Annotated in this window: 11 protein-coding genes; 10 read left to right on the plus strand and 1 reads right to left on the minus strand. The window is 37.1% G+C overall.

All coding sequences use genetic code 11. The features are described 5' to 3' along the window. The first annotated feature begins 39 nt into the window (after window positions 1–39). Entirely contained in the window at window positions 40–2,889 is a 2,850-nt protein-coding gene (polA, locus tag BLT57_RS01165; protein ID WP_091421143.1) for a DNA polymerase I, read from the plus strand. A 98-nt stretch (window positions 2,890–2,987) separates the two neighbouring features. Here polA and BLT57_RS01170 read toward each other — a convergent pair whose 3' ends face one another. Continuing rightward, the gene (locus BLT57_RS01170; RefSeq protein WP_091421144.1) at window positions 2,988–4,619 is read right to left on the minus strand and encodes an ABC-F family ATP-binding cassette domain-containing protein; all 1,632 of its coding nucleotides are present in this window, start codon (window positions 4,617–4,619) and stop codon (window positions 2,988–2,990) included. 293 nt (window positions 4,620–4,912) lie between these two features. On the opposite strand from BLT57_RS01170, the gene BLT57_RS01175 reads away from it, so the two are divergent. The 9 genes from BLT57_RS01175 (at window position 4,913) to BLT57_RS01215 (ending at window position 12,565) form a co-directional block, all read left to right on the plus strand. Further along, window positions 4,913–5,173, plus strand: coding sequence for a hypothetical protein (locus BLT57_RS01175; RefSeq protein ID WP_091421146.1), 261 nt, complete (start codon window positions 4,913–4,915; stop codon window positions 5,171–5,173). Between the two features lie 213 nt (window positions 5,174–5,386). Beyond that, entirely contained in the window at window positions 5,387–6,349 is a 963-nt protein-coding gene (locus BLT57_RS01180; RefSeq protein ID WP_091426592.1) for an L-threonylcarbamoyladenylate synthase, read from the plus strand. A gap of 153 nt (window positions 6,350–6,502) precedes the next feature. Continuing rightward, complete coding sequence (gene rplM / locus BLT57_RS01185) at window positions 6,503–6,958, plus strand: 50S ribosomal protein L13 (RefSeq protein WP_091421148.1); 456 nt, start codon at window positions 6,503–6,505, stop codon at window positions 6,956–6,958. Then, on the plus strand, window positions 6,958–7,344 hold the full coding sequence (gene rpsI, locus BLT57_RS01190; RefSeq protein WP_091421150.1) for a 30S ribosomal protein S9: 387 nt from the start codon (window positions 6,958–6,960) through the stop codon (window positions 7,342–7,344). The genes rplM and rpsI overlap by 1 nt, the downstream gene beginning before the upstream one ends. Before the next feature lie 225 nt (window positions 7,345–7,569). Next, window positions 7,570–8,439 (plus strand): 30S ribosomal protein S2, encoded by an 870-nt coding sequence (gene rpsB / locus BLT57_RS01195; RefSeq protein WP_091421153.1) that lies wholly within the window; start codon window positions 7,570–7,572, stop codon window positions 8,437–8,439. Window positions 8,440–8,522: 83 nt separating this feature from the next. Then, window positions 8,523–9,497, plus strand: a complete 975-nt coding sequence (tsf, locus tag BLT57_RS01200; protein ID WP_091421156.1) for a translation elongation factor Ts — start codon at window positions 8,523–8,525, stop codon at window positions 9,495–9,497. 263 nt (window positions 9,498–9,760) lie between these two features. Continuing rightward, entirely contained in the window at window positions 9,761–10,468 is a 708-nt protein-coding gene (pyrH, locus tag BLT57_RS01205) for a UMP kinase (RefSeq protein WP_091421159.1), read from the plus strand. Between the two features lie 196 nt (window positions 10,469–10,664). Next, window positions 10,665–11,222, plus strand: a complete 558-nt coding sequence (gene frr / locus BLT57_RS01210; protein WP_091421161.1) for a ribosome recycling factor — start codon at window positions 10,665–10,667, stop codon at window positions 11,220–11,222. A 62-nt stretch (window positions 11,223–11,284) separates the two neighbouring features. Beyond that, a complete protein-coding gene (locus BLT57_RS01215; protein WP_091421165.1) occupies window positions 11,285–12,565 on the plus strand; it encodes a DUF5686 family protein in 1,281 nt (426 codons plus the stop codon). The last annotated feature ends 35 nt before the right edge of the window (window positions 12,566–12,600 follow it).

The following is a 12,600-nucleotide window of genomic DNA, read 5'->3' on the forward strand; positions in this document are numbered from 1 at the left end:
AACTTTTCGTAGCTTTGAATCTCTTACAAATTCATTCCGATGTCAGATCAAAAACGCCTATTCCTCGTTGATGCCTACGCCCTTATTTTTCGCGGGTACTACGCTTTTATAAAAAATCCAAGAATCAACTCTAAAGGGGAAGACACCTCAGCCATTATGGGGTTTATGAACTCGCTATTAGATGTCATTAAACGTGAAAGACCAGACCATTTGGCGGTTTGTTTTGATAATGGCGGTAGTGTTGATCGTGTAGAAATGTATGAAGCCTATAAAGCCAATCGTGATGAAACCCCTGAAGGTATTAAAACGGCTATTCCACGTATTCATGAGATTCTTGAGGCCATGCATATTCCTATTATTGAAAAACATGGCTTTGAAGCCGATGACGTTATTGGTACATTATCTCGTCAAGCGGAAAAAGAAGGTTATAAAACCTATATGGTAACCCCTGATAAAGATTTTGCACAATTGGTCACCGAAAACATTTTTATGTACAGACCGGTTTTTGGAGGTGGTTATGAAACTTGGGGGATTCCTGAAATTCAGAAAAAATTTGAAGTCGAAACACCAGATCAGGTCATTGACTTTTTGGGGATGATGGGAGACGCCTCTGATAACATTCCCGGACTTCCTGGTGTAGGTGAAAAAACAGCCAAAAAGTTTATCAAAGAGTTTGGCAGTATGGAAAATCTCCTCGCTAATACCGATCAGCTTAAAGGCAAGATGAAAGAAAAAGTAGAAGCCAATGCTGAGCTTGGTCGACTTTCAAAAGAACTGGCAAAAATCATGTTGGACGTCCCTGTGACTTTTGATGCTAAAGATTTTGAACTCGATCATCCAGATATTGAAAAAGTCAAAGAAATTTTTCAAGAGTTAGAGTTTAGACGACTCACCGATAACTTTTTAAAAGCTTTCCCTTCGGAAACCGAAACACCTGCAGCCACACAATCCAATGACAGCAAGCCACCAGAAGCCAAGCCCACACCAAAAGAAGAGAAATCTGCTGGCGCAGGACAGTTTTCATTGTTTGGTGGTGACGCAACGACAGCAACCGAAACGACTTCAGAATACGTTAGACGTACGATCGAAACTACGTCTCATTTTTACCAAAGCGTAGCACCAGGAATGGCTACTACTTTATTCGTTAAAAACTTGATGAACCAAACGGCTGTGTGTTTTGATACCGAAACTACTGGACTCAATCCCTTAACAGCAGAACTTGTTGGCATCGCTTTTTCATGGGAAGCCGGAAAAGGCTTTTATGTCCCATTTCCACAAGATAAAAACGAAGCACAAGAACTCATTGAAATCTTTCGTCCATTTTTTGAAAACGAGGCCATTGAAAAGATTGGTCAGAATTTAAAATATGACATCAAGGTCTTAGCCAAATACAATATTGACGTCAAAGGCAAACTTTTTGATACCATGTTAGCGCATTATTTAATCAATCCAGATATGCGCCATAATATGGATGTCCTAGCAGAAACCTATCTCAATTATACTCCAATTTCTATTGTAGAACTCATTGGTAAAAAAGGGAAAAACCAAATGTCGATGCGCGATGTACCGTTAGACAAACAAACGGAATATGCGGTTGAAGATGCCGATATCACCTTACAACTCAAAGAGCACTTCGAAAAAGAATTAACCGAAGCCAATACACAAAAGCTATTTGATGAGATTGAAGTGCCATTACTTCGGGTGTTAGCTGCTATGGAATTGGAAGGCATCAATTTGGATAAGGCCTTCTTGAATTCCTTATCGGAACAGCTCAATACAGACATAGCTGTGCTTGAAAAGAAAATTTATGAAGCGGCTGGTGAAGAATTCAATATTGCCTCACCAAAACAGATGGGAATTATCCTTTTTGAAAAGCTGAAATTAGTCGATAAACCCAAAAAGACCAAAACCGGACAATACGCCACGTCTGAAGACATCTTATCCTATCTCGCTAAAGACCATGAGATCATTCGAGATATTTTAGAATATCGCGGACTCGCAAAACTAAAAAGCACCTATGTGGATGCCTTGCCTTTACAAGTTGAGGAAACTACGGGTCGCGTCCATACCGATTATATGCAAACCGTTGCTGCGACTGGCCGACTGAGTAGTAATAATCCGAATTTACAGAATATTCCAATCCGTACCGAACGTGGACGACAAGTGCGTAAAGCCTTTATCCCGAGAAACGAAGAGTATACCCTACTCGCTGCCGATTACTCGCAAATAGAATTGCGAATTATTGCTGCTTTAAGTCAAGAAGAAACCATGATTGAAGCCTTTAAAAATGGTGAAGACATTCATGCCTCAACCGCGTCTAAAGTCTTTAATGTCCCATTGGCAGAAGTCACTCGTGAGCAACGTAGTAATGCCAAAACGGTGAACTTCGGAATCATTTATGGTGTCTCTGCCTTTGGATTGAGTAATCAAACCGATCTATCGCGTGGTGAAGCCAAAGAACTCATTGACACTTATTATGACACCTATCCGAAACTGCGTGCGTATATGAGTGAGCAAGTGGATTTTGCAAGAGATCATGGCTATGTCCAAACCGTTTTAGGACGTCGTCGTTATTTGGCAGCCATCAATTCTCGTAATGCGGTGGTTCGTGGTGCTGCCGAGCGAAATGCGGTCAATGCACCCATCCAAGGAAGTGCAGCAGATATCATCAAAATTGCCATGATAAACATTTATGAGAAGCTACAAGCAGGCAATTACAAATCGAAAATGCTCTTACAAGTGCATGATGAATTGGTTTTTGATATCTACAAACCAGAACTCGACACTATGAAAACACTCATCAAAACGGAAATGGAAAGTGCCTACAAACTAGACGTGCCTTTAGATGTCGATTTAGATATTGGTGAGAATTGGTTAGAGGCGCATTAATGGGAATTAATTGAGGAGTTAAATATTACGATAAAAGAAATAAACACACATTCGAGTAAAGATCGTACATCCAATTTTCAAATTTGAATTATTAATACCTACAACCCCAACCCCTTCAAACTCTCCACACGATTTCTAGCTAAGAAATCATCAATCGTTTCAAAGTGTTCGATGACACGTTGGTCTTTAAATTCGAATACTTTTTTAGACAAGCCTTGTAAAAAATCACGATCGTGAGACACAAGAATTAAGGTCCCATCAAAATTTTGGAGAGCTTCTTTCAACACATCTTTAGATTTTAAATCAAGGTGATTAGTAGGTTCATCGAGAATCAATACGTTCACAGGTTCGAGTAGGAGTTTCACCATGGCCAATCTGGTTTTTTCACCTCCAGAGAGCACACTTACTTTTTTGTCAATGTCATCGCCTTTAAACATAAAGCGACCTAAAATATTCTTAATTTGTGTGCGCACATCACCTTTGGCCACCTCATCAACGGTTTGAAAAATCGTCAAACTTTCATCTAACAAAGCGGCTTGGTTTTGCGCAAAATACCCAACCTTTACATTATGTCCTAAAGCACAAGTACCTTCCACATCAATTTCACCTAAGATGGCTTTAATCATCGTCGATTTCCCTTCGCCATTTCGCCCTACAAAACAGACTTTCTCACCTCTAGCAATAGACATATTGGCGTTTCTAAAGACATCAAGAATACCGTAGGATTTAGAGACGTCTTTTACCGTTACAGGATAATCTCCTGAACGTGGTGTTTGCGGAAATCGCAACTTCAATGCCGAGGTATCGACATCATCAATTTCAATAATCTCTAACTTTTCAAGCATACGTTCTCGCGACGATACTTGATTTGTTTTTGAATAGGTGCCTTTAAATCGGTCAATAAATGCTTGATTATCGGCAATCATTTTTTGCTGTTCTTGGTAGGCTTTAATTTGATGTGCACGTCGGTCTTCACGCAACTGCAAGTAATGGGTATACTTGGCTTTATAATCATAAATACCTCCCATAGTGACTTCTATGGTTCGGTTGGTAATATTATCAATAAAGGCGCGATCATGAGAAATCACAACAACAGCATTGGCTTTATTAACTAAAAAATCTTCTAACCACACCACAGATTCTATATCAATATGGTTGGTAGGCTCATCTAATAAAATCAAATCTGGCTTTTGAAGTAAGATTTTAGCAAGTTCTATTCGCATACGCCAACCTCCAGAAAACTCATTGGTTTGTCGGTTAAAATCGTCTTGCTTAAAGCCTAAACCTTTGAGTGCTTTTTCGACTTCGGCATCATAATTCACATCTTCTAAAGCATAATAACGCTCTCCTAAATCGGAGACACGCTCAATAAGTTTCATATAGGCATCAGACTCATAATCGGTTCGGGTCTCTAACTGCTTATTCAAACCTTCCATCTCATCACGCATGGCAAACACATGGCTAAAGGCTTTAGACGCTTCTTCAAAAACGGTGGTATCATCCTCCGTTAATAAATGCTGCGGCAAATACGCAATAATGGCATCTTTGGGCGCTCTCACATTTCCACGCGTTGCAGTTTGAACACCAGCGATGATCTTCATCATCGTAGATTTTCCCGCGCCATTTTTACCCATTAAGGCAATTTTATCGTCTGCATTAATCGTAAATGACACCTCACTAAACAAGGTGTGGCCACTAAATTCTACTGCTAAATTATCTACTGAAATCATCTAAAACATATAAAGCTGCAAAACTACTAAAAGCGCATTCGTGTTTTAAAGAATTGTTTCGTTTTTTTGACATCATAAGACGTCTGTAACTCTTATGAGTATCATATTATGAAACTGATCCAAAACGAATACCCTATTTAGCCATCCAGAAGTGGTGATTAGTGCTTGAAGACCCTCCAGAAACATTGATTTGAATAGGTTTTCTCAACCATATGTCGTCAACTTCATTTTTCTAGTATGGAATTCTAACGGAATTACTATATTTGGCGCTTAACCAATTTTATATTAAAACCATGGCAAAAAAAGTTATCATAGATATCGAATTCGCTGTTTACGGCACTGGTGCAAATACTGTTGATGTTACAGAACAAGTTCAAAATACAATCAGCGGAGACGATCTTACAGTTTCAGCTCGTAAATTCGGGATTGAAAATCCTGCTCCAGGAGAAACAAAACATTTTGCGGTGAAAGCCAATATTACCATTGACGATAATGAGCCTTATCCATTCTTTTATATTGCAAAAGATTATGAAACGATCGACTTTATCCCATAGGTCGTCATTCAAATTCCTGTTTTAGTATTGCCTTAATCCTAACTTTCACAAAGCACATATGCTCCCTGTTCAAAAAAGTTGAGGCTTAATGTCTTGCACTTATGTGGGTAAAAACTCTGTTTTTATTCAGGTTGTCATAGATATGAGTGATAATTGGTTGGAGGTGCATTAAAACTTCATTTTTTTGAAGTAATATTGCAATCTAATTTGGTTATGAGTATTATTTCAACAGACATATCAAAAGCCGTGGCTTTATTACAAGCTGAGGATGTGGTGGCAATTCCCACCGAAACAGTCTATGGATTGGCGGGAAATATTTTTAGCGAGAAAGCCATCAAGTGTGTTTTTGAAACAAAACAACGTCCATTTTTTAATCCGTTAATCGTGCACATCGCTTCTGTTGCACAATTACCAAACATTGTAAGTTATATTCCTGAAAAGGCAAGACTATTGGCTGATGCCTTTTGGCCAGGACCATTAACACTGGTGCTTCCAAAACAATCAATTATTCCTGATGTGATTACGGCAGGAAAAGATACGGTTGCAGTTCGCGTACCAAACCACCCAATCACTTTAAAATTATTACAACAGTTGGACTTTCCATTAGCGGCACCTAGTGCCAATCCGTTTGGAAGTATCAGTCCCACAACAGCGCAGCATGTGGAAGACTATTTTAAACATCATATCAAAATGGTATTAGACGGTGGTGCTTGTCAACGCGGCATCGAATCTACCATTATCGGATTTGAAGGTGAGGCCCCTATCATTTACCGGTTAGGATCTACAGCTATTGAAGCCATTGAACGTGTTGTTGGAACTATCGAAATTAAGAACAAAGAAGACATTGCTCCCAACGCACCAGGAATGTTAGAGCGCCATTATGCACCTTCAACACAAACCATCTTAACCGATAATATTTCCGAAGCTATTAAAAACAATACCGAAAAACGTATTGGTGTTTTGGCTTTCAGCACAGGGTGTCATCATGAGTCTATTGCGTTTCAGATTGTGCTTTCTCAAACTAAAAATGATCAAGAAGCCGCATCAAAACTTTACGATGCCTTACACCAACTGGATAAGCAAAATTTAGACCTCATTGTTGCCGAACTTCTGCCCGATGTTGGCTTAGGCAAATCGATTAACGATAGATTGCGACGTGCCACCGTTCAACCTTGAATGCCGGCGCATTAGATAAGACCTTTAAATTCCCGACAAAAAACCCGTTACAGGGTTTGGTAATCAAATATATAATCGTAAATTTGCAAACTCTTTTTGAGAGAGAAAAGTTTAACCAGCTTGTCGTGAGACAGGTGATTAATATGAATAAGTGTGGATACATTAAGCTACAAAACGATTTCAGCAAACAAGGCTACTGTTAATAAAGAGTGGGTTTTAGTTGATGCTGAAAATCAAACACTAGGTCGTTTATGTTCTAAAGTAGCAATACTTTTAAGAGGTAAACACAAGCCTAACTTCACACCACATGTTGATTGCGGAGATAACGTTATTGTTATCAATGCAGAAAAAATCAACTTATCAGGAAACAAGTGGAATGACAAAACGTACATTCGTCACACAGGGTATCCAGGTGGTCAAAGAAGTTTAACTGCGAATGAATTGTTTGGAAAAGATCCGGCAAGAATCGTGGAAAAATCAGTAAAAGGAATGCTCCCTAAAAACAAATTAGGCGCAGAGTTATTCCGTAATTTAAATGTTGTTGTTGGTTCGGCTCATACACATGAAGCTCAAAAACCAAAAACAATTGACTTAACAAAAGTTAACTAATGGAAGTAATGCACAAAATCGGTCGTAGAAAGACGGCTGTTGCTCGTGTGTACCTTGCTAAAGGAAAAGGCAAGATCACGGTAAACAAAAAAGACATGGCGGATTATTTTACAACTGCAACATTGCAGTATAAAGTAAACCAACCTTTAACCATGACTAACAACGATGGCAACTTTGATATTACAGTAAACGTTTATGGTGGTGGCATTACAGGCCAAGCCGAAGCGATCCGTTTAGCATTATCTCGCGCGATGTGTGAGTTGGATGCAGAAAACAGACTAATATTAAAGCCAGAAGGATTATTAACTAGAGACCCTCGTATGGTTGAACGTAAGAAGTTCGGTCAGAAGAAAGCAAGGAAGAAATTCCAATTCTCGAAACGTTAATCCTATTCTTTGTTATTATTCTGAATTTTCTTCGGAATATAAAACATTTTCAAAGCTGTTCTGGTCAATCCGGAACAGCTTTAAATTAAACGTGTTGAATGCAATTCAGCACACATTAAAAAATCCTGAAACGAGTTCGGGTATAGTTTAGCATCTAAATGGTTAAGGCGAGCGTAAGCAACCACTTAAACATTGCTAATTTAACAGAACGTAAACGATTAAAAAATGAAAAAAGTAGAAGTAACAGAATTACTTGAAGCAGGTGTACACTTTGGTCACTTGACAAGAAAATGGGACCCAAACATGGCTCCTTACATTTATATGGAACGTAACGGTATCCATATCATCAACCTTTACAAAACACAAGCAAAAATTCAAGAAACTTCTGAAGCCCTTCACAAGATTGCAGCTTCGGGAAAGAAAATCTTATTTGTTGCTACAAAAAAACAAGCGAAAGACATTGTTGCTGAAAAAGCAGGAAATGTAAACATGCCTTATATTACTGAAAGATGGCCTGGCGGAATGTTAACCAACTTTGTAACGATTAGAAAAGCGGTTAAGAAAATGGCTATGATTGATCGTATGAAAAAAGACGGTACATTCAACTCATTATCAAAGAAGGAACGTTTACAAGTAGATCGTCAACGTGCTAAATTAGAAAAGAATTTAGGTTCTATTTCTGATATGACACGTTTACCTGGAGCCTTATTTGTTGTAGATATTAAACGTGAGCACATCGCTATTAAAGAAGCGCAGAAATTAAACATTCCTATTTTCGCAATGGTAGATACGAACTCAGATCCACGCGAAGTAGATTATTTAATTCCAGCTAATGATGATGCCTCGAAATCGATTAACTGCATTATGTCTGCAGTAGCAGAAGCAGTAGCAGATGGTCTAGCTGAAAGAAAATCAGAAAAAGCTGAAAAAGATGCTAAAAGTGAAAAATCACCAGCAGCAGATAAAGAAGTGAAAGCTGAAGTAAAAACTGAAGCTAAGGCAGAAGTAAAGACTGAAGCAAAAGCTGAACCAAAGGCTAAAACGAAAACTGAAGAAAAAGTTGTTGCACCAGTTGCAGCTAACGAAGAAGAATAAATTAAAAATTACTCAATATCATTGAATCGTTTAATTGCTTTCTTCCCAGAAAACCATTGAACGATTTTTTAAATATTAAATCTATGGAAAATACTGTAAAAATAACAGCCGCAGAGGTAAACAAACTAAGACAAGCTACAGGTGCAGGAATGATGGACTGCAAGAAAGCTTTAGTTGAAGCTGGAGGTGATTTCGATAAAGCTATTGAAGTACTTCGTAAAAAAGGTCAAAAAGTTGCAGAAAAAAGAGCTGACAGAGATTCTTCTGAAGGTGCTGCAATTGCAAAAATTAATGCAGATCACACTTCTGGTGTTGCTATCGTTTTAGGATGTGAAACTGATTTCGTTGGAAAAAACGAAAACTTCATAGCATTGGCTAACCAATTAGCAGATATCGCATTACATACTAATTCTAAAGACGAATTTTTAGCTGCTGATTTCGATGGAATGACTGTTGCTGAAAAATTAATAGAACAAACTGGTGTTATTGGTGAAAAATTAGACATCACTTCTTTTGAAAAATTAGATGCACCATATGTTGGACAATATGTTCACATTAACAAAATTGCTGCTTTAGTAGGATTATCTGCGAAAGTTGATAACGTTGAAACTTTAGTGAAGGATATTGCTATGCAAGTTGCTTCTATGGGTGCAACAACATTATCTTACAAAGATTTTGAGCCCGCTTTCATTGCTTCAGAAACTGAAGCAAGAATTGCTGTTATTGAAAAAGAGAACATCGAATTAGGTCGTTTAGGAAAAACATTAAAAAACGTACCTACATACATCTCTATGGCGCAATTAACTCCTGAAGTCATTGCTGAAGCTGAAGCTGCTGCAAAAGCAGAATTAAAAGCAGAAGGTAAACCAGAACAAATCTGGGACAGAATTTTACCAGGTAAAATGGAACGTTTTATTTCTGATAATACCACTTTAGATCAAGAAAAATGTTTGTTAGATCAAAAGTTTATTAAAGATGAAAAGAAAACTGTCGCTCAGTATGTAGCATCTTACGGTGATGTTGCTGTTACTGGATTCAAACGTGCTACAGTAGGATAAATACCAAAGCCTTCAGTTATTCTTATCACCTAGAGCTCTGTCGAAAGGTCTCGAATAAAATGGTATACAAAAAACCACTACCCTTAGATTAAGGCTAGTGGTTTTTTTATTTGTAAAATTCTACTTTTCTAAATTACAATAATGATTATATTTGCTAAACTTTCAAGTGAATCTTAACATAAGCCATAGCTATTAATTTAATTGAAAGACAAATATGAACATGGCGATTTGCATTTGATTACTAAAAGCAATAAACACGACTAATGAAATACAAAAGAATACTCCTAAAACTATCTGGTGAAGCATTAATGGGATCACGCCAATATGGAATTGACCCAGAACGTTTAGCCGAATATGCTAAAGATATTAAAGAAATCACCGATTTAGGTGTTGAAGTTGCCATTGTTATAGGTGGTGGTAATATTTTTAGAGGTGTCGCCGGAGCCATGCATGGTATGGATCGTGTTCAAGGAGATCATATGGGAATGCTCGCCACTGTTATTAATGGATTAGCCTTACAAAATGCATTGGAAGATGCTGGCGTTAAAACGCGTTTGCAAACGGCAATTAAAATTAATGAAGTCGCAGAACCTTTTATTAGACGAAAAGCAATGAGCCATCTTAACAAAGGCCGTGTTGTTATTTTTGGTGGAGGCACAGGAAACCCCTATTTTACGACAGACTCAGCAGCAGTCTTACGAGCTATTGAAATAGAGGCAGATGTGATTTTGAAAGGAACGCGTGTTGACGGCATATATAATGAAGATCCAGAAAAAAATGCCGATGCTATAAAATTTGATCATATTACTTTTGATGATGTCCTAAGAAAAGGACTTAAAGTAATGGATACTACGGCTTTTACATTAAGTCAGGAAAATAAATTACCAATTATTGTATTTGATATGAATAAGAAAGGAAACCTCTTCAAGGTCGTTTCTGGAGAAAATATTGGCACTAAAGTTAATTTATAAGTTTTGGCTTATTTTTTGGTAAACATTAGTTTAGTATCAGTAATTAATGTTGCCAAATAGCTAGAATTGTTTTAAATAAAACAAAGTATAGCCTTATTATCGTTTCTGTTTTTAACGAAATTAAAGCTAAAAAACAACCATTTATTGGTGATATTAGATTTGTAAACTAGTATTAATACATTAAAGTTTTTTAAATATGAACGAGGAGATAAAATTTATATTAGACACCACTAAAGAAGCAATGGATGCTGCAATGAAGCACCTAGAAAAACAATTTTTGAATATTAGAGCCGGTAAAGCAAGTCCTGCAATGCTAGGAAATGTTATGGTAGATTATTATGGGTCTCAAACGCCTTTATCACAAGTGGCTAATGTCAATACTCCTGACGGCAGAACTATTACTGTTCAACCATGGGAAAAAAGTATGTTACAAGAAATTGAACGCGGTATAATGTTCGCTAATTTAGGGTTCAACCCTATGAATAATGGCGAAGTTATTATTATTAATGTTCCACCTTTAACCGAAGAGCGAAGACGTGACTTATCAAAACAAGCCAAAGCAGAAGCAGAAGATGCCAAAGTTGGAGTACGAAGCGCAAGAAAAGAAGCAAATAATGACCTCAAAAATCTAGAAGACATTTCAGAGGATCTTCAAAAAAATGCAGAAATTGATGTACAACAAATGACGGATAGCTACGTTAAAAAGATAGATGAAATTTTTGATGCCAAAGAAAATGAAATCATGACGGTATAACTTTCAAAAGCGACATTTTTAAAGTCGCTTTTTTTATTAATCCATTTTTCAACCTCTACTCAATGCATAAGATTTATTGCTTAATTTTATTTACGCTCTTCACCTGTGCATTATATTCGCAAAACCCACCACCATCAGCTAAAGACACTATAAGTGTTGCGCAAGATTCTCTGAAAAAACGTGAATTTTTAAAACAATTAGGAAATGGCTTCTTACCTACTAAATTTATTAATCTTGATTTGCGTTATCTTATAAAATTCAATCAATATGAAGGTCTTAGAACTGGTTTAGGTGGTGTGACCAACGAAAATTTTTCAAAAAAATATCGTGTTAATTCATATGTCGTTTACGGCTTTAAAGATCACCGATTTAAATACAAAATAGGTGGTGGCTTTAGAATTAATGAAGCCTCGAATACATGGATTAACTTGTCATACACAGACGACCTGCAAGAAACAGGGAGCTCAATTTTTTTAACTGACAAGCGCTTTTTTTCTTTTTTTGAACCCCGATTATTAAATATCGATCTGTTTCATAAACATATTACAAAGGCTCTAGCTATTGAACATCAATTTTCAGATCATTTGCTTTCGGAAACCGAATTTGCTATCAGTAAAATCGACCCTACTTATGATTATACTTACAATATTGATGGTGTTTCCTATGATAACTTCGAAGTGAGTACAGCAAAAGTATCACTCCAATGGAGTCCGAAAAGTGATTTTGAAACCTCCGATGGGACCGTTGTTGAACGTAAAACCGGCTATCCTAGATTTACGTTGCAATTCACACAAAGTTTTAAAGATATTTTGAATGGTGACTTTAACTTCTTTAAGACCGATTTTAGAGCTGTCCATCACTTTACCTATAATGACGATGTATTTACTCAAGCGACCCTAACCTCTGGACTTGCGCTTGGAAACACCCCTTTAACACATTTGTACCACGCCTATCCTAATAATATTACAAAGGAAACTGTGTTGCAACGTTTTTCAGTTGCTGGCATCAATAGTTTTGAAACAATGTATTTCAATGAGTTCTTTTCAGATCGGTTTGCAACATTACAAATTAAACACTTTGTGAAACCATTTAAAATTACAGAACGCTACAGACCACAGTTAGTGCTAATTTCTCGATTTGCATTTGGTGATATGAGTAATATTGAACGCCACCAAAATATTGAGTTCAGCACCTTATCAAAAGGCTATTCCGAAGCTGGTATCGAGTTAAATAAATTACTTTTTGGATTTGGCTTAAGTTTCGCCTATCGTTATGGCGCATATCACCTTCCTTCTTTTGCTGATAATATAGCCGCGAAATTCACATTTAATGTGACTTTGTGATGCGATAATATATCGTTAAAATTATCGCTTATCCC

The organism is Formosa sp. Hel1_31_208, from assembly GCF_900104785.1.
Classification (GTDB): domain Bacteria; phylum Bacteroidota; class Bacteroidia; order Flavobacteriales; family Flavobacteriaceae; genus Psychroserpens.

What these genes read in the sequence shown, in the direction of transcription:
- polA (WP_091421143.1), top strand. Translation starts at nt 40, where the DNA reads ATGTCAGATCAAAAACGCCTATTCCTCGTTGATGCCTACGCCCTTATT.
- BLT57_RS01170 (WP_091421144.1), bottom strand. Translation starts at nt 4,619, where the DNA reads ATGATTTCAGTAGATAATTTAGCAGTAGAATTTAGTGGCCACACCTTG.
- BLT57_RS01175 (WP_091421146.1), top strand. Translation starts at nt 4,913, where the DNA reads ATGGCAAAAAAAGTTATCATAGATATCGAATTCGCTGTTTACGGCACT.
- BLT57_RS01180 (WP_091426592.1), top strand. Translation starts at nt 5,387, where the DNA reads ATGAGTATTATTTCAACAGACATATCAAAAGCCGTGGCTTTATTACAA.
- rpsI (WP_091421150.1), top strand. Translation starts at nt 6,958, where the DNA reads ATGGAAGTAATGCACAAAATCGGTCGTAGAAAGACGGCTGTTGCTCGT.
- rpsB (WP_091421153.1), top strand. Translation starts at nt 7,570, where the DNA reads ATGAAAAAAGTAGAAGTAACAGAATTACTTGAAGCAGGTGTACACTTT.
- tsf (WP_091421156.1), top strand. Translation starts at nt 8,523, where the DNA reads ATGGAAAATACTGTAAAAATAACAGCCGCAGAGGTAAACAAACTAAGA.
- pyrH (WP_091421159.1), top strand. Translation starts at nt 9,761, where the DNA reads ATGAAATACAAAAGAATACTCCTAAAACTATCTGGTGAAGCATTAATG.
- frr (WP_091421161.1), top strand. Translation starts at nt 10,665, where the DNA reads ATGAACGAGGAGATAAAATTTATATTAGACACCACTAAAGAAGCAATG.
- BLT57_RS01215 (WP_091421165.1), top strand. Translation starts at nt 11,285, where the DNA reads ATGCATAAGATTTATTGCTTAATTTTATTTACGCTCTTCACCTGTGCA.